The following is a 17,522-nucleotide window of genomic DNA, read 5'->3' as shown; positions in this document are numbered from 1 at the left end:
TGATCGCCGCGGTCGGTTCGACCTTCCTCATGCCGTGGAACTGGTACTCCAACAGCGACGCGATCCACTACTCGCTCGGCGTGCTCGGTGCGCTGATCGGCCCGCTCTTCGGCATCCTGATCGCCGGCTACTACTTCGCCGCCCGCCAGCGCGTGAAGGTCGACGCGATGTTCACGATGGATGCCGCGGGCCCCTACTGGTACCGCAACGGTTTCAACCCGAACGCGGTCAAGGCCGTCATCGCGGCGGGTGTGCCGACGGTCGCGATCGCGGTCTTCCCGAAGCTGTTCGCCGACCTGGGGCTGTTCAACGTCTCGTGGATCAGCGACTACAGCTGGTTCATCGGCTGCGCGCTGGGGCTCGCGCTCTTCCTTCTCTTCGAGCGGCTCGACCCGCGGGTCCCGACGTTCGACGGCGAGACCGAGGGCATCTCGGACGGCGCGGTCGACGGAGCGGCCGCGACCGCGGCATCCGAGCCCCCGGCCATCTCGGCCGAGGTCCCGGTGGTGGCCGTGATGGTCGAGGATGCGGCTCGCGCCGTGCCGGGCTCCGGAATCCCCGCGTCCATCTCCGACGCGGGGACGGGGAGGACGGCGAAGGATGCCGCGGATCCGGAGCGCGCTACGACCTCGGCGCCCCGCCGGGGCACCGCCGGCCCGCGCGAGGCGCTCGCGTGAGGATTCTGCTGATCAACCCCAACACCTCCCGGGCGATGACCGCGAAGATCGCGGACGCCGCCCGGGGGGTGGCGGGGTCCGGCGTCGAGGTCGACGCGGTCTGCCCGGTGGTCGGCGCTGCGGCGATCGAGAGCCACCTCGACGAGGTCGCCGCCGCCGCGGCTGTGGTCGAGCTCGTCGCCGCCGATCGCGACGGCGCGTCGCCGGCCGACGCGTACGTCATCGCCTGCTTCGGTGACCCGGGCCTGGACGCGGCGCGCGAGCTGGTCGACGCTCCGGTGATCGGCATCGCCGAGGCCGCGATGCACCTGGCCGCGGTCTCGGGGCGGCACTTCGGAGTCGTCACCACCCTCAGCCGCACGCTGGGCCGCGCCCGTGACCTGGTCTCGCGCTACGGCATGGAGCGGGCGTGCGTCTCGCTCGCGGCGACCGGCATCCCCGTGCTCGACCTCGAGGACACCGCGTCCTCGGCCGTCACGACCATCGCGGCGCTGAGCGCCGAGGCCGCGGCGGGCGGCGCCGACGTGATCGTGCTCGGGTGCGCGGGGATGGCCGACCTGTGCGCCGAGCTCACGGTGCGCGTCGGGGTCCCGGTCGTCGACGGGGTGGCTGCGGCGGTGGGCATGGCATCCGGGATGATCCGCATGGGGCTCGGCACGAGCAAGCGCGACGAATACGCCATTCCTCCCCAGCGTCGGCCCGCCGAGGTGTTCGCGTGAATGTTGATGACGGTTACATTCGTGAAACGCGGGGTGCCTAACGTGAGCGACATGACCACCCGGATCGCCGCCCGACGCGTCTATCTCGACGGCGCGTTCGCCCCCGCCACCGTCGTGATCGACGACGGCGTCATCGCCCGGATCGATGCCTTCGACGCGTCGGCCGATACCGTCCTGCCCGCGGACGCCGTGCTGCTGCCGGGTCTGGTCGACTCGCACGTGCATCTCGACGAGCCCGGGCGCACCGAGTGGGAGGGCTTCGCCACGGGCACCGCCGCGGCGGCGGCGGGCGGCATCACGACGGTCGTCGACATGCCGCTGAACAGCCTTCCCGTGACCACGACGGTCGAGGCGCTGGATGCCAAGCGCGCCGCCGCCCGCGGAAAGCTCGCCGTCGACGTGGCCTACTGGGGAGGAGCCGTGCCCGAGAACCTCGGCTCGCTGCGCGCCCTCGCCGACGCGGGCGTCGTGGGGTTCAAGTGCTTCCTCTCGCCGAGCGGGATCGACGAGTTCGGCCACCTCGACGCCGATCAGCTCGAGCGCTGCCTGGCCGAGCTGGCCGCGTTCGACGGGCTGCTGATCGTCCACGCCGAAGATCCCGCTCACCTGCACGCCGACGGCGCGCTCGGTCCGCGCTACAGCGACTTCGAGCGCAGCCGGCCCCCGGTGAGCGAGCGCGCCGCGATCGAGCGCGTCATCGCCGCGGCTCGGCGCACCGGGGCACGCGCGCACATCGTGCACGTCTCGGACGGAGGGGCGCTCGCCGCCGTCCGCGCGGCGAAGGCCGAGGGCGTGCGCCTCACGGTCGAGACCTGCCCGCATTACCTCACGCTCGACGCCGAGGCGGTGCCCGACGGCGCCGGTGCCTTCAAGTGCTGCCCGCCCATCCGCGGCGGCGACAACCGCGACCTGCTGTGGGCCGGGGTGATCGACGGCACGATCGACGCGATCGTCAGCGACCACTCGCCCGCGACCGTCGAGCTCAAGGGCCACCCCGACTTCGGCCTCGCATGGGGAGGCATCTCGGGCCTGCAGACCGGACTGTCGGCCGTGCACACGACCGCGCGCGAGCGCGGCCTGGCCTTCGAATCGCTGCTGCCGCTTCTCACCACCGGACCCGCGCGCATCGCGGGCCTCGACGGCCTCGGTGTGATCGCGCCCGGTGCCCCCGCTCACCTCGTCGCCTTCGCCCCCGACGAGCCTTTCGTCGTGGATGCCGCCCGCCTCGAGTACCGCAATCCGGTGTCGCCGTGGCACGGCAGGACGCTCGTCGGCGTCGTCCGCGAGACCTGGCTGCGCGGGGTGTCGACGTATCGCCGCGGTGCCCCCGTGACCGAGCGCGAGGGTCGCGAGATCCTCCCCGCCCCCACGGTGGTGCCCGCGTGACCGCCGCCGCCACCGCGGTCCCTGAGCCCGTCGACGGGACCGGGACCGCCGTGCCCGGGGCCGGCGTCGACGGGCTCAGCCACCGCGCGCCCGCAACGCCCGCGGCCTTCCCGATCCTCCAGCCGCACACCGGCCCCCTCCCCGGCGACCACTACCTCCCCGCCACCCCGGCGACCGTGCTGTGGGGACGCCTGCCGTGCGCGAGCGATACGGCGGTGCTCGAGATCGCGTCGGGCGAGAGCGTGACGTTCGACACGGTCAGCCACGAGGGCGTGCTCGATGACCAGGGCAAGGACCCCCGCGCGTTCTTCGGCGCGCACGGCGTGCCCGCCGACCAGGTGCTCGACGACGCGGTCGAGATCGCGGCATCCGTTTCGCGGGATCCCTTCGCCGACGGACCGCACGTCGTCGTCGGACCCGTCCGCGTAGCCGGCGCCCACCCCGGCGATCTGCTCAAGATCACCGTCGAGACCCTCGCTCCGCGCGTGCCCTACGGGGTCATCTCGAACCGTCACGGCAAGGGGGCGCTGCCGGGCGAGCTGCCCCGCACCGGGCACAACGTCAGCGTCTTCGCGGCGGTCGAGGAGCGCGCGGGTGCACTGTTCGGCACGCTGCCCGTGACCGCGGACGGCCCCCCGGTCGTCGCTTTTCCGCTCGCGCCGTTCCTCGGCACGATGGGTGTCGCCGTCGCCGCCGACGAGCGTCCGCACTCCGTTCCGCCGGGAACCCACGGCGGCAACATCGACATCAACCTGCTCGTCGAGGGGACGACCCTGTTCCTCCCGGTGCAGGTCGAGGGGGCGATGGCGTACGTCGGCGACCCGCACTTCGCGCAGGGCGACGGCGAGGTGGCGCTCACCGCGCTCGAGGCGTCGCTCCGGGCGACGCTGCGATTCGAGGTGATCCCCGCGGATGCCGCCCATGCCGCGTTCGGCGACGTCACCGGCCCGCTGGTGCGCACCGCCGACTTCCTCGTGCCCACCGGTATGGACCCCGACCTCGACGCCGCGATGCGCGCGTGCGTGCGTTCCGCGCTCGCCCTGATGAACGGGCGGTGGGGGATGGAGGAGCACCTCGCCTACGCCTACCTCAGTGCGGCGACCGACTTCGACATCTCACAGGTCGTCGACATCGTCTCGGGTGTGCACGCGCGCATCCGCGAGGCCGATTTCGCGACGGTGCCGGCGGTGGAGCCGACGCCATTGGACCGCGACCGGGGTGCCGCGTGACTCCCGCGCTCGCCGCCGCCCTCGCCCGCGCCGAGGCCACCGAGGCCTTCGGCGCATCCCTCCGCATCGTTCCGCGTCGCGCGGCGGACGATGGTTCCGTGTCCACGACGCGCGGAGGGATCTCGCGAGCATCCGCATGTCGTGGACACTCGAGGTCCGACGACGCGCCGAGAAAGGGACGCCAGTGACGGATGCCACCCTCCCCGCCGACCTGCGTGCGGCGTTCGAGGCGTACGAGCGGGCGATCGTCGCGAACGACCTCGATGCCCTCGACGCGTTCTTCGCGCCCGGACCCGAGACCCTGCGGGGCGATCCGGGCGGACTGCTCGTCGGACACGACGCGATCAGCGGCTTCCGGTCCCTGCGCGGCGGTGTCCCGGCGCGTGAGATCGCCGACGTCCACTACCGTCCGCTGGCGCGCGGGTTCCGACCGGACGCCGCCGACGACGCCGCGAGCGTCGACGGCGATGTCGCCCTGCTCATGTCGGTCTCTGTCTTCACCGGTGGAGGCCGCGGTCTGCAGACGCAGGTGTGGCAGCGCATCGACGGCCGGTGGGTCATCACCTCGGCTCACGTGACCCCGCGCACACCGGCGTTCGACCGGTCGATCTGGCGCAGCGTCGGCGACCCGTTCCTGCAGGGCGCGTGGGAGGGGCCGCTCGCCGGACTCACGGTCGCGGTGAAGGACCTCTTCGCGATCGCGGGCTTTCGCATCGGCGCCGGCAATCCGACCTACCTCGAAGAGGCGCGCCCCGAGAAGGTCACTGCTCCCGCGGTCGCGGACCTGCTGCGCGCCGGGGCGTCGCTGCGCGGGATCGCCCGCACCGATGAGTTCGCGTACTCGATCGCGGGCGACAACGTGCACTACGGCACCCCGCCCAACGGCGCGGTCGTCGGGGCGCTGCCCGGAGGCTCGTCGAGCGGACCGGCCGCGGCCGTCGCCCTCGGCCACGCCGACGTCGGCCTCGCGACCGACACCGCGGGCTCCATCCGCGTACCCGCGTCGTACCAGGGCCTGTGGGGCCTGCGCACGACCCACGACCTCGTCCCGCGTCAGGGGATGCTGCCGCTCGCGCAGTCGTTCGACACGGTCGGCTGGCTCACCCGCGACGGCGAGACTCTGCAGCGCGTGGCCGACTGGTGCCTCAGCTACGACGGGTCCGCCTCGACCGAGAACGTCTACGGAGCCTCCGGCGACGACCTCCCGTGGCGCTTCCTCGTCCCCGAAGAGATCCTCGACTGCGTCGACTCCGACACGCGCGCGGTGTTCTCGCGCCTGCTCGCCGCGCTTGCGGCATCCGAGGATCCTCCCTCTCTGCGGGCCGTCGATGCGGTCGACGTGGATGCCACTATCACCGCGTTCCGCACGGTGCAGGGGGCCGAGGCATGGCGCAACGACGGCGAGTGGCTGCGCGCGCATCCCGGAGCCGTGGGCGCCGCGGTCGCGGAGCGCTTCGCCGCCGCATCGCGGATCACCGCCGCCGACGAAGCCGCCGCCCGCCGCGACCTCGAGCCCATCGCCGCGCACCTGGCCGAGCTCGTCCACGACGCCGTGCTGATCTTTCCGACGGTTCCCGGTCCCGCACCGCTGCGCACCGCGGACGTGGATGCCGTCCGCTCCGCGACCCTGCGTATGACCGCCCCCGCCGCGGCGGCGGGGCTTCCCGCGATCTCGGTGCCGCTGCTGACGGTCGGGTGTGCGCCCGTGGGCGTGTGCCTGGTGTCCCCCGCCGGCACCGACATCGCGCTGGTCCGCCTCGCGCGGCGGTTGGCCGCGCTGGTCGGGGCGGGGGGCGGCCGATGATCCGCGTCGCGGCGTCGGCCGGCCGCCGTGCGAAACTCCTGACATTCTGCCCCGAGCGGTCGGCGGCCGGTGCCGGCGTGGCATCCGCCGTCGGTTTCTCCGGAGTTTCGCCCGCTCCCGCCGCGTGGCCGCTCCACGCCTCCCGGCGCGCGTCCACGCCCGACGGCGGCGGGTCGACGCGGGCGAAACTCCCGAGAATCGGGCACGATCTCGCTTCGGCACCGGTTCTCGCGGCATTCGCGGCCGATATTTCAGGAGTTTCGCTCGCCCGCTCGCCCGCACCGCGATCCACCGGCCGCACCCGCCCGAAGTCCCACCACCCCCGCACCACGGAGTCCCGATGACCCACCTTCCCGGCCCGATCGACCCGCCCGCCCGCCTGCTCATGGGCCCGGGCCCCATCTCGGCGTACCCGAGCGTGCTGCGCGCGATGGGGGCCCCACTCGTGGGCCAATACGACCCGTTCATGACGGCGACGATGACCGAGACCCAAGCCCTCTATCGCGAGGTCTGGGGCACCACCAACGAGGCGACGCTGCTCATCGACGGCACGAGTCGCGCGGGGATCGAAGCGGCGATGGTGTCGCTGATCCGTCCGGGCGACCGCGTGCTCGTGCCGGTGTTCGGCCGCTTCGGGCACCTGCTCGCCGAGATCGCCGAGCGCGCGCTCGCCGAGGTGCACACGATCGAGGTGCCCTGGGGCGAGGTCTTCCCGGTGTCGACGATCCGCGAGGCGATCGAGCGGGTGAAACCGCACCTCGTGGCCTGCGTCCAGGGCGACACCTCGACGACGATGCTGCAGCCGCTCGACGAGATCGGCGAGATCTGCCGCGCGCACGGCGCCCTGTTCTACACCGACGCCACCGCGTCGCTGGGCGGGAACCCCTTCGAGATGGACGCGTGGGGACTGGATGCCGCGACCGCCGGCCTGCAGAAGTGTCTGGGCGGCCCGTCGGGCTCGGCGCCGATCAGCCTGTCGGACCGGGCCGTCGAGGTCGTGCGCTCGCGCGCCCGCGTCGAGGCGGGGATCCGCGAAGAGGGCGACGCGGTGGCATCCGACTTCATCCGCTCGAACTATTTCGACCTGGCGATGATCCTCGACTACTGGGGACCGCGCCGCCTGAACCACCACACCGAGGCCACGACCATGCTCTACGGCGCGCGGGAGTGCGCTCGCGTGCTTCTTCTGGAGGGGCGGGATGCCACCATCCACCGCCACCGCCTGCACGGCGACGCAATGCTCGCGGGCGTCGAGGGCCTGGGCCTGACGGTGTTCGGCGACGTCGCGCACAAGATGACGAATGTCGTGGCCGTCGAGATCCCGGACGGCGTGGTCGGCGACGCGGTCCGAGCGGAGCTGTTGAGCGACTTCGGGATCGAGATCGGCACCTCGTTCGGGCCGTTGCACGGCCGGGTGTGGCGCATCGGCACGATGGGGTACAACGCGCGCACCGACGCGGTGCTCACGACGCTCGCCGCTCTCGAGGCGGTGCTGCGTCGTCATGGTGCGGCGGTGCCGGCCGGCGGGGGCGTCGAGGCGGCGCAGGGGGTCTACGGGGCCGCCGGATGACGACGCGTCTGCAGGCTGCGCCCGAGCGCATCGCGTCGGCGGCGCGACGCGTGATGGGCCGGTGCGAGGAGCTCGCGCGCGTCTCGTCGATGACGGGCGGGATCGAGCGCGTGTACCTCTCGCCCGAGCACGCCAGGGTCAACCGCCTCGCCGCCGAATGGATGCGCGAGCTGGGCATGACCACGCGGCAGGACGCGGCCGGCAATCAGGTGGGTCGCCTGGCCCCCGCCGGCATTCCCGACGCGCCCGCCCTGCTGATGGGATCGCACCTCGACACGGTCCCCGACGCGGGCCGGTACGACGGGATCGTGGGCGTGCTCATGGCGCTCGAGGTCGTCCGGCTGGTGCGTCGCGTCGACCCCGAGGGCACCGTGTCCAGTCCGTTCCCGTTCGCCCTCGAGGTGATCGCGTTCAGCGACGAAGAGGGCACGCGTTTCGGCAAGGCGCTGCTGGGCTCATCGGCCGTGGCCGGTCAGTGGGACGAATCGTGGTGGGATCTGGTGGATGCCGACGGCTCCACCCTGCGTCAGGCCTTCCGCGAGTTCGGGCTCGACCCCGGTCGCGTGGGTGAGGCCGCGCGCCGCCCCGACGAGCTCGTCGCGTATCTCGAGGCGCACATCGAGCAGGGTCCGGAACTCGATCGCGCGGGTCAGGCGCTGGCCGCGGTGTCGTCGATCGCCTCGGCGCGGCGTTTTCAGCTGATCGTCGAGGGAGAGGCCCGGCACGCGGGCGGAACACCGTACGACATGCGCCGCGATGCGCTGCTGGGAGCGAGCGAGGCGGCACTGGCGGTCGAGCGGATCTGTCGCGGCGAGCACCATGTCATCGGCACGGTGGGCCAGCTCGAGGCGTTCCCCGGCGCGGTGAACGTCGTGCCGGGCGAGGCGCACTTCTCGCTCGACCTGCGGGGCGAGTTCGACGACACCCGCGACCACACCTGGACGGCGATCGCCGCCGAGCTGGATGCCATCATGGGCCGCCGGGGGCTGCGGTGGCGTTCCCGTGAGGTGCACAGCGCTCCCGCGGTCTTCTGCGCGCCCCTGCTGCAGGACGTCGTGCGCGCCGGGATCGGCGCCGAGGCTCCGACACTGTTCAGCCGGGCCGGCCACGACGCGATGGCGATCGGGGCGATCACCGGAGTCGGCATGCTCTTCCTCCGCAACGCCGAGGGGATCAGTCACCACCCCGCGGAATCGGTGAGGGGCGCAGACGTCGCGGCCGGCATCCGCGCCCTCGCCGAGTCGGTGCTGCATCTGGCGGCCGAGCCCCGCTGACGTCGTCCCGGGGTGCGCGTCCCGGGGTCCGCCTCTCGGGTCCGCGCCCCGGTGACGTCGTCCCGGGTCCGCGCCCCGGTGACGTCGCCCCGGTGACGTCGTCCCGCGGGGTCGGCGTCCGCCCCTCGCGGGCTCTCTCGCGGCATCCGCGCGAGAATGGCCGCATGACCGATTCCCCCGACATCCTGCAGTTCTCGGCGTTCGCGGCCCAGCCCGGCGGGGGCAATCCGGCGGGGGTCGTCCTGGATGCCACCTCCCTCACCGCGGCGCACATGCAACGCATCGCGGCCGAGGTGGGGCATCCGGAGTCGGCGTTCGTGGGGGAGCGCGCCGGTCGCCGGCTTGCCGTGCGGTACTTCTCGCCCGGCGCGGAGGTTCCGTTCTGCGGACACGCGACCATCGCGACCGCCGTGGCGCTCGCCGAGGCCGAGGGTGAGGGCGCCTTCGTCTTCGACACCGCCGCGGGCGTGGTCGAGGTCGACACGTCGAGAGACGCGACCGGCCGCCTGTCCGCGGGCTTCACCAGCGTCGAGCCGTACACGTCGGACCTGGCGCCCGAGGTCGCCGACCGACTGCTCACCCTTCTGGGGCTGAGCCGCGCCGATCTCGACCCGCGGATGCCGCTCGCCCAGGCGTTCGCGGGCAATCTGCACCCGGTGGTGGCGGTGGCCTCGAGCGAGAGGTTCGACGCGTTCTCGTTCGATCCGCCGCTGCTGCGCGTCCTGATGGACGAGCAGGGCTGGAGGGGTACGGTCATCGTCCTCCATGTCGACGGCGACCTCGCCGATGGGGTCGTGGTCGAGGCGCGCAACCTCTTCCCCGTCGGCGACATCACCGAAGATCCCGCGACGGGCTCGGCCGCGGCCTCTCTCGGCGCCTATCTGCGGGATCGGCTCGGGATGCCGGCCCCCTTCGCGTTCACGGTGCGTCAAGGCCGTCACGTCAGTCGACCGAGTGTGCTCGAGGTCGAGGTGCCCGCCGGCGGTGGCATCACCGTGCGGGGAACGGCCGTGCCCCTCTGAGCCCGTCGGGTCCGACACCTCGAGGGCGCGGTCTCGGCGGACGCCGAGGGACCGTGCCGGGGCCTTGGACGACGTGGCGCGCTCGTCGGGTCAGCAGTTGAGGACGATGCTCACGTGCGCGCTCCCGTCCGCCAGGGAACTGCCCGCGGCCGATGCGACCTGGGTGGCGACGATCTTGTCGATGTACCAGAGATTGCCGTTGTCGAGGAAGACGCCGGCCGGGCCGACGGCCGTGGCGCTCGCGGGGATGTTCGGGTAGGTCGTCGTCCCACCGGGCCCGCTGTTGCCGTTGCCGTTGTCGACGCGCTTCTCTGTCTGCGCCACACCGTTGTACACCGAGCTGAGGTACTCGGTGAGTTTGACCTCGGTGAAGCAGCCCTCGGAGCGCAGCGCGTTCACCAACCGCCGGTTTCGCCACCACTGATCCGAGCCGTTTTGGAAGAGCAGCGGATGCGTCGTGGGTACGGCTGCCACGGGGACGGCCTGTCCGGGGCCCTCGGTGCGCGTGACGTTTCCGGCCTGACCCCACGCCATCCAGGTGCCCTGACTCGTGCGATACCCGATGAAGTCGTACCACTGGCCGCCACTGTTGGCGATGGGGGTGCCGCTGCGCCCGGTGACCTTGGACACGCCGCTCTTGATGATCGCGTTCCAGTACCAGAGATCGCCGTTGTCGACGAAGCTGGCGTAGGCGCCGCCGACGGTCGCGGTCGCTGGCACTTGACTCCACGTCTGGGTGGATTGAACGGTGCCGTTCGACCCGACGCAGCTCGTGGCGACGCCGCCAGCCATGTAGCTGAAGTAGTCGGCGCCGTTGATGCGACTGCCGTTCGCCGAGGTCACGCCCGTCGCGACGACGGCGCCGCCGTAGAAGAGACGGTTGGTCGAGGAGTCGAAGAACAGGCCGTATCCGTCGAGGGCTTTCGCCGAGGACGGCACCGCGAAGCTCACGGACGAGGTGATCGACGTGGTGTCTCCCACGAGGAAGTGACCGTAATTGCTGGTGGTGCTCAATCCCGCCGATTGCGAGGTGGCATTGGCGGCCGTCGCCGTCGCCGTCGCCGTGCCCGCGTTGTTCGGCACAACGATCCGTGGGAGGGCGATCGTGCCGTTCGATCCGGTGGTCGCGGTGTAACTGGTGGCACCCCCCTCGAACGTATAGACGCCGGACAGGCCCACGGTGACGGCGACACCCATCGCTGCCGCGTTGTTCTGGGTCGCCGTGACCACTGCTCCATCGATGGTCGCGCACGGGTCGCCGGTGTACGACGCGCGGTCGAAGGCGAGCGAGATCGTGCCCCCGCCGGAGTTGGCGGAGGCCGGTGTGGCGGTGACGGCGACGATGGCGGGGACGCTCCAGGCGGCACCGGCCAAGACGGTGCGGCGCGACGGGAGCGACGGGGTGCGATCCGTGGAGGAGGAATCGGGCATGCTCAGCAGCCGTTCGTGCTGTAGGTGATGTGGATGTAGCCGTTCGGGCCGCCGTCGGAGACGGCGTGCGCGATGTTCGACAGGACCTTGCGGTTGTTGACCCAGAGGTCGTTACCGGCCAGGAAGACACCCTCGCCGCCCACCGGCGTGGCGCTCGCCGGAGTGGAGGGGAAGGTCCGGAAGTTGTTGGCGACGTAGCCGGAGACATCCATGGCCCCCGGAGGCGGAGCCGCCCACACGATCGTGCCGTCGTCGGCGTTCGATCGCAGTGCTCCCGACGCGGCAGTGACGCGGGTGGTTCGACGCAAGTCGCCGTACCAGAGGTCCCCGTTGGAGTTCAGCCACAGGTTGGGCATGCGCGTGACGGCGGCGGAGGAGGGGACGTTGAAGAATCCCTGCCAATCCGCCGGTGTGCCGTTGACGCCCTTGAACGAACGGGCAGCGTTGTTGAAGAATCCGACGTAGTCCGTCCACTGTCCCTGGGCCGGCCCGTTCATTCCCCCGCTGAGCGCCATCGCGTCCCTGACACCGGAGGCGACGATCGTGTCGAAGTACCAGAGGTTCCGATTGTCGAGGAAGGTACCGAAACCCCCGACGGGTGTCGCGCTGCCGGGAACGTTGTTCCAGGTGCGGATGGCGGTCACGGAGCCGTTGGACCCGTAGGCGCTCTTGGCGACACCGTTCTCTATGTAGCTGAAGAAGTCGGTCGTGTCGTTGCGATTGCCGCGGGCGTCTCGGACGCCGGTGGCGAAGACGGCATTGCCGTACCACAGCGTGGTTCCGTCGAGGAAGACGCCGTAGCCGCCGACCGGTACGGCGGTACTCGGGATGCGGTCGAAGACCATGTCGCTCTCGACGGAGATGTTCCTGATGGTCAAGAAGTGCGCGAAGGTGCCCTTGGCCTCGAGAGTCGAGGACGACGGGTTCGCGCCCGAGGCGGTCGCGGTCGCCGTGCTCGACGTGGGCTGATTCGGAACGGTGATGGAGGGGACGGCGTACACGCCGTTGCCGTCGGTCTGGCCCGTGCTGCTGGTCGCCCCGCCCGAGAAGGTGAAACCGCCGGTCAGTGAGACGGTGACGTTGACGCCGATCTGGGGCGTGCCGTTGAGCGTCGCCGTGACCGTGGCGCCGGTGATGGTCGAGCACGTCGTGCCGGCGTAGGACGCCTTGTCGAACGCCAGCACGGTCTGGTTGGACTTCGCGGATGCCGGCGAGACGCTCATCGCGACGATCGCCGGGACGGACCACGCCGCTCCGGCGATGAGGGTGCGGCGGGAGGGGAGCGGGGGGGAGCTGTCTTCGGGAGCGGAGAGATCCGACATGGGGCGGGCCCTTTCTATGCTGGCCGCCACAGCATCCCAGCCGGCGGCCGAGGCGACGACGATCGGTTGGCGGGCCGGAATCGGGTGTTCACGCATTGACATCTGGGTGAGGTCACGGGTGAGGTGAGGGAATGTGTGCGTGCCTGACGGCACGCACACATCCGTGTCAGGCGCTCGTGACGAGCGAGATGTGATCGGTCGACAGGATGCTGTCGCCTACCGCCGCGACGACATTGGTCGCGATGATGGACCGGCGACTCCAGAGGTTCGTCCCGTCGAGGAAGACGCCGAGCGCGCCGATCGGACGGGCGGTCTTGGGGACGCTGGGGAAGAGAGCGGGGTTGTTCGCGAGGTCGCCGCGAACCATGTAGGACGTGGCGTCCTTATAGGCCTTGCCGTTGGCCACGTAGCTGCCGATGGCCCAATTGGGATCGTCGGTGAGCGTCCCCGACGCGCTGAGGACGTTGTAGGCGCGACGCAGATTGCCGAACCACAGGTCGCCGTTGCCGTCGAGCCACTGGCCGGGCATGCGCGTGATCTGCGCCGAGGCCGGCACGTTGAACCAGCCCTTCCACTGGGCCGGCGTGCCGTTGACGCCCTTGAACGTCCTGGCCGCGTTGTCGAAGAAGCCGATCCAATCGGTCCACGCGCCGGGGGCGGCCTTTCCGACTGCGCCGCTCAACCCGGTCGCCTGGGTGACGCCCGTCGCCACGATCGAGCCGAAGTACCAGAGGTCGCCGTTGTCGAGGAAGGCGCCGAATGCCCCCACCGGCACGGCCGTGGCGGGCACCTGCGGCCAGGTCTTGATGTCGGAGACGGTGCCGTTGGAGCCTCGGACGCTCGTGGCGACCCCGTTCTGCACGTAGCTGAAGAAATCCCAGACGTCGTTGCGGTTGCCGCGCGCCGAGGTGACGCCCGTCGCGTGAACGGTGTCGCCGTACCAGAGGGTCGTGCCGTCGAGGAACAGCCCGTACCCCCCGATCGGCCGCGCGGTCGGGGGCACGTTCGAGAAGGTGAGGACACCGGACCACGCGCCGTTGGTCAGGGTGATGAACTGCGCGGAGCCCGCGGTGGTCGCGGACGCCGGTGCGGCGGGGCCGAGGGCGGTGCCGAACGCCACCGCTGCCGGCAGGCCGAGGGCCGCAGCCGTGAGGAGCGAACGCCGCGACAGTCCGCGGCCGCCGGCGTCGGGTGAGGAGGCTTCGTAGGAATCGGACATGGGGTGGTCCTTTCTGGGAACTGACGACAGCAGGATGACCCTGCGATCCCGCGCGAGTCCGATCAGGTTTGCGCTCGCGGCCCGGGTGAGGGCGAATCCGCTGCGCGGGCGAGGGTCGGGCGGTCGCGGTCACCACGGGCCGCAGGTGTGGAGTGGTTTCCTCGGCGGCCCCGGGCGGGGCGGGTGAAAGCGACGACGATCGCGGTCGATAGGGCGGACCAAACGTGGCGATGATCCCCGTCCGCGCAGGCCCGCCACACGGGCGCGGAGCCGCGGAACGCGCTCGGGCCCGCCGCCTCCGGCGCGTCGGCCGCGTCCGCGGTGTCGGGCAAGGTGGGCCGGGCGAGAGAGGGAGTGCATGCTGCGAGCCGAGGGTGACGAGCTCCGGCGGTTGTTCGCCGAACGGGGACTTCGTGCCGAACCCGTGGCCTCGGCGACCCCCGTCGCGCCGGTGCTCTTCCTCGACCAGATCGACCTGGCGGGCGTCACGCTGCGTCGCGTCTGGCACACGCCCCTGTCGTTGTCCCCGGTGGACGCAGACCGACCCAGGACGGGGTTCACTCTCGTCCTGCAGGCCGAGGGGGCGACCCGATGGAGCTGGCGCGACGGGCAAACGTCCACGACGACCGGCGCCGGGGGCGCGCTCGTCTATCCCGCCCCGGAGTTCGCCGGGGCGGTGTGCGAGGCGGCATCCGGTCGTATCGAGATCGAATCCCGCCACCTCCCCGTCCGTGCCGTCACCCCGCTCCCGGGTGCCGACGACGGTCCGGCGTGGAAAGCCCTCGCGTCGACGGTGAACGCGGTCTTCAACAATGAGCGCGCTCTGCACCCCGAGACGCGGGGGCCCCTGCGCGACGCGATCGAACGCCTCTGCGTGGCCCTGATCGCCGGTCGCGAAAGAGAGGGGGACGAGGCGGCATCCGCCAGTTCGGACACCACCTACGCCTCGGCGATGGCGGTCATCCACGAGCGGGCGACGCACCCCGACTTCTCGGTCGAGGAACTCGCCACCGTCGTCGGCATCTCGCGGCAGTACCTCGCCCGCGTCTTCGCCCGACGCGCGACCACCCCGCGCGACGCGCTGCGCGCACGTCGGTGGGAGGTGGCGCAGGGCCTGCTCGCGGCCGGTGCGAGCCTGAGCGAGGCGGCCGCGCGATCGGGATTCCCATCGGCGCGCGCCCTGGCCCACGCCCGACGCGCGTACCGCGAGGAGGTCGAGGCGTTGTGAGCGTCACCCCTGGGCCAGGCGCCACACCCGATCGCGCGAGAACGGCAGGACGTAGCCGCGGCGACCGAGGGCGCGCGAGACGGCGTTGCCGATCGCAGCACCCACGGGGTTGTACGGCGACTCGCTCATCGACTTTGCTCCGAAGGGCCCGAGGGAGTCGTCGGTGTCGGCGAAGAACACCTCGGTGTCGGGGACGTCGGCGAACTGCGGCACCCGGTACGTCCGGAACACCGGGTTCTGCACCACGCCCTCCTCGACGAGCACCTCCTCGTACAGCGCGCCGCCCAGCGCCTGCGCGGCCCCGCCCTCGATCTGACCGCGGCACTGCGCGGGGTTGATCACCACTCCGGCGTCCGCGGACTGGATCGACTGCAAGACCTTCACGGTCCCCGTCTCGGCATCCACCGCCACTCGCACCGCGTGCACGTTGAAGGCGAGCGAGCGCAGGTCGCCGAACTCGGCTCCGTCGGCCGTCAGGCCGTTCTCGTCGCGCAGCGATGCGGGGGCCGCGGCCACGATGCGCTCCCACGCGACGAGCACGTCGCCGATGACGACACCGGATGCCGACAACTCGGCGGTCGTGGCATCCCCGCGGGCGAGGTCGGCGGCGATCTCGATCGTGCGTCGCCGCAGCGCCACGCACGCGGCGTGCAGCGCCTTGCCGGCCACGACCGTCCCCGCCGAGGCGAAGGCACCCGTGTCGTGACGGACCGCGTCGGTGTCGGCGGCCCACAGCTCGAGGCGCTCGGGCGCCGCGTCGAGCACGGTCGCGGCGATCTGGCGGTGCACGGTCGAGGTGCCGTTGCCGAACTCGGCCGTCCCCACCCGCAGCAGGTAGGTGCCGTCGGGCCGCAGTGTGGCGGTGGTGTGGGCGATGTGGCCGCGCGGAGCCATCGTCGCGATCATCGCTGCCGCCATCCCCTCGCCGACGAGCCACCCGTCGGGAGCCTCGACGCCGTTGCCGCGTCGCAGGGCGTCCTGCGCGAGGTCGAGGCACTGGTCGAGGCCGTAGCTGCCCCAGATCAGATCCTCCTCGTACTTCTCGTCCTCGTCGGGGTGCAGGGGGTCGCCCTCGCGCACGGCGTTGATGCGTCGCAGGTCGAAGGGATCGATGTCGAGCTTTTGCGCGAGCGCGTCCATCGCCGACTCGACCGCGAACACGACCTGCCCGAGCCCGTATCCGCGGAACGCCCCCGACGGCGGGTTGTTCGTGTACACCGCCTCGGCGTCGATCCACTTCGTCGGCACCCGGTACAGCGTCGTCGACTCGGCGCACGAGTGGAACAGCACGCCGATCGCGTGGTTGCCGTAGGCGCCGGTGTCGCTCAGCACGTCGATCTTCATCGCGGTGAGCGAGCCCGTGGCATCCGCCCCCAGGGTCGTGCGCACGCGCATCGGATGCCGCAGCGAGGCGCGGACGAACTGATCGGTGCGCGAGAACTCGTAGACCACCGGGCGGCCGAGCGTCAGCACGGCCAGGGCGGTGAGGTCTTCGGTGAACAGCTCCTGCTTGCCGCCGAAGCCGCCGCCCACCCGCGCGGCGAACACGCGCACGCGATCGCGTTCGAGGTCGAAGATGTGCGCGATCTCGTCGCGGACGAGGAACGGCACCTGCGTCGACGAGCGGATGACGAGGCGCCCGTCGTCGTCGAGCCACCCCACGGCCGCGTGCGTCTCGAGGGCCGCGTGCGTGACGCGCGACGAGCGCCACTCGCCGGTCACCGTCGCGTGACTCGCGGCGAGGGCCGCCTCGATGTCCCCGCCGTGACCGGTGTGGAAACCGGCGACCACGTTGCGTCCGGCTTCCATCACGCGCTCGGCGGGCGTGCGGTCGGGGTGCAGCAGGGGAGCTCCGGGACGGCGCGCCTCTTCGGGGTCGAAGACGGCGGGGAGCACGTCGTAGTCGATGCGGACCGCGCGGCATCCGGCATCCGCCGCCTCCGCGGTCTCGGCCACGACCGCGACCACGCGCTGCCCGATGTGCCGCACGACGTCGTCGAGCATGCGCGTGTCGTCGGGATCGTCGGTGCGGTGCTCGTGCCGACCGGACGAGTAGCGCACCTCGGGCACGTCGGCGTGGGTGAACACGGCGACCACGCCGGGCACCGCGAGCGCCGCGGACGTGTCGATCGCGCGGACGCGCGCGTGGGCGTGCGGCGAGGCCACGACCCGCAGCACGAGCGGCGGCCCGCCGGGGACCGGCTCGTCGAGCGTGAACGGTTCGCGCCCCTGCACGAGGCGACGCGCGGCCTCGGGGATGACCGAGGCGCCGACGCGCGCGGTGGTCGCGGGCGTGCACGACTCCTGCAGATCGGGCTGCTCGGGGGCGGAGGGCAGCGGACCGCGCGGTTCTGCAGGAGTCGTGAGCGCCGCGGGGGCGGATCCGGCCGCGACAGGGGCGCCGGCATGGCCGCCGCAACCCGCGCCACAGGCGTCGGCGCCCGCCCCTGCGGCATCCGCCCCGCTCCCGGTCTCGCGGACGGGGCCCAGCACGGAGGCCCGGATGGCCTCGCGGATCGGGCGGTACCCGGTGCAGCGGCACAGGTTGCCCTTCATGCGGCGGTCGAGGTCGTCGAGGTCGTCGGCGCCCAGGGTGGATGCCGTGACGCTCATCCCCGGGGAGCAGAAGCCGCACTGGAAC

13 protein-coding genes are annotated in these 17,522 nt (G+C 72.0%); 9 read left to right on the top strand and 4 right to left on the bottom strand.

The features are described from left to right. From QZ433_RS01495 to QZ433_RS01460, 8 genes are all read left to right on the top strand, one after another. The coding region (locus QZ433_RS01495; protein ID WP_295779679.1) for a cytosine permease at positions 1–677 on the top strand (677 nt) is incomplete at its 5' end. Next, complete coding sequence (locus QZ433_RS01490) at positions 674–1,396, top strand: aspartate/glutamate racemase family protein (RefSeq protein WP_295779678.1); 723 nt, start codon at positions 674–676, stop codon at positions 1,394–1,396. The genes QZ433_RS01495 and QZ433_RS01490, both read left to right, overlap by 4 nt. Positions 1,397–1,447: 51 nt before the next feature. Beyond that, positions 1,448–2,782 carry an allantoinase AllB gene (allB, locus tag QZ433_RS01485; protein ID WP_295779677.1) on the top strand — a complete coding sequence of 445 codons (1,335 nt, stop codon included), beginning with the start codon at positions 1,448–1,450 and terminating at the stop codon, positions 2,780–2,782. 113 nt (positions 2,783–2,895) lie between these two features. Then, a complete protein-coding gene (locus tag QZ433_RS01480) occupies positions 2,896–4,011 on the top strand; it encodes an acetamidase/formamidase family protein (RefSeq protein ID WP_295779680.1) in 1,116 nt (371 codons plus the stop codon). 184 nt (positions 4,012–4,195) lie between these two features. Beyond that, positions 4,196–5,815 (top strand): AtzH-like domain-containing protein, encoded by a 1,620-nt coding sequence (locus tag QZ433_RS01475; RefSeq protein WP_295779676.1) that lies wholly within the window; start codon positions 4,196–4,198, stop codon positions 5,813–5,815. A 340-nt stretch (positions 5,816–6,155) separates the two neighbouring features. After that, a complete protein-coding gene (locus QZ433_RS01470) occupies positions 6,156–7,385 on the top strand; it encodes an alanine--glyoxylate aminotransferase family protein (protein ID WP_295779675.1) in 1,230 nt (409 codons plus the stop codon). Further along, positions 7,382–8,659 carry an allantoate amidohydrolase gene (locus QZ433_RS01465; RefSeq protein ID WP_295779674.1) on the top strand — a complete coding sequence of 426 codons (1,278 nt, stop codon included), beginning with the start codon at positions 7,382–7,384 and terminating at the stop codon, positions 8,657–8,659. The genes QZ433_RS01470 and QZ433_RS01465 overlap by 4 nt, the downstream gene beginning before the upstream one ends. Positions 8,660–8,823: 164 nt before the next feature. Continuing rightward, positions 8,824–9,681, top strand: coding sequence for a PhzF family phenazine biosynthesis isomerase (locus QZ433_RS01460; RefSeq protein ID WP_295779673.1), 858 nt, complete (start codon positions 8,824–8,826; stop codon positions 9,679–9,681). A 90-nt stretch (positions 9,682–9,771) separates the two neighbouring features. On the opposite strand, the gene QZ433_RS01455 is transcribed toward QZ433_RS01460, so the two are convergent. From QZ433_RS01455 to QZ433_RS01445, 3 genes are all read right to left on the bottom strand, one after another. After that, positions 9,772–11,112: a hypothetical protein gene (locus QZ433_RS01455; RefSeq protein ID WP_295779672.1), complete on the bottom strand. Its 1,341-nt coding sequence runs from the start codon at positions 11,110–11,112 to the stop codon at positions 9,772–9,774. A gap of 2 nt (positions 11,113–11,114) precedes the next feature. Then, on the bottom strand, positions 11,115–12,434 hold the full coding sequence (locus QZ433_RS01450; protein WP_295779671.1) for a hypothetical protein: 1,320 nt from the start codon (positions 12,432–12,434) through the stop codon (positions 11,115–11,117). Between the two features lie 166 nt (positions 12,435–12,600). Beyond that, complete coding sequence (locus tag QZ433_RS01445; RefSeq protein WP_295779670.1) at positions 12,601–13,653, bottom strand: hypothetical protein; 1,053 nt, start codon at positions 13,651–13,653, stop codon at positions 12,601–12,603. A gap of 358 nt (positions 13,654–14,011) precedes the next feature. On the opposite strand from QZ433_RS01445, the gene QZ433_RS01440 reads away from it, so the two are divergent. After that, positions 14,012–14,881, top strand: a complete 870-nt coding sequence (locus QZ433_RS01440; RefSeq protein ID WP_295779669.1) for an AraC family transcriptional regulator — start codon at positions 14,012–14,014, stop codon at positions 14,879–14,881. A gap of 3 nt (positions 14,882–14,884) precedes the next feature. On the opposite strand, the gene QZ433_RS01435 is transcribed toward QZ433_RS01440, so the two are convergent. Then, positions 14,885–17,522, bottom strand: a 2,638-nt coding sequence (locus QZ433_RS01435) for a molybdopterin cofactor-binding domain-containing protein (protein WP_295779668.1), incomplete at its 5' end; no start/stop codon positions are given.

Origin of the sequence: uncultured Microbacterium sp. (genome assembly GCF_913776565.1) — a bacterium.
Classification (GTDB): domain Bacteria; phylum Actinomycetota; class Actinomycetes; order Actinomycetales; family Microbacteriaceae; genus Microbacterium.
Note: the sequence above shows the minus strand (reverse complement) of the source record. Positions and strands in the feature narration are given on the sequence as shown.

Excerpts from the sequence above, each read along its gene's own strand:
- allB (WP_295779677.1), top strand. The coding sequence starts at position 1,448 with ATGACCACCCGGATCGCCGCCCGACGCGTCTATCTCGACGGCGCGTTC.
- QZ433_RS01470 (WP_295779675.1), top strand. The coding sequence starts at position 6,156 with ATGACCCACCTTCCCGGCCCGATCGACCCGCCCGCCCGCCTGCTCATG.
- QZ433_RS01465 (WP_295779674.1), top strand. The coding sequence starts at position 7,382 with ATGACGACGCGTCTGCAGGCTGCGCCCGAGCGCATCGCGTCGGCGGCG.
- QZ433_RS01460 (WP_295779673.1), top strand. The coding sequence starts at position 8,824 with ATGACCGATTCCCCCGACATCCTGCAGTTCTCGGCGTTCGCGGCCCAG.
- QZ433_RS01455 (WP_295779672.1), bottom strand. The coding sequence starts at position 11,112 with ATGCCCGATTCCTCCTCCACGGATCGCACCCCGTCGCTCCCGTCGCGC.
- QZ433_RS01450 (WP_295779671.1), bottom strand. The coding sequence starts at position 12,434 with ATGTCGGATCTCTCCGCTCCCGAAGACAGCTCCCCCCCGCTCCCCTCC.
- QZ433_RS01445 (WP_295779670.1), bottom strand. The coding sequence starts at position 13,653 with ATGTCCGATTCCTACGAAGCCTCCTCACCCGACGCCGGCGGCCGCGGA.
- QZ433_RS01440 (WP_295779669.1), top strand. The coding sequence starts at position 14,012 with ATGCTGCGAGCCGAGGGTGACGAGCTCCGGCGGTTGTTCGCCGAACGG.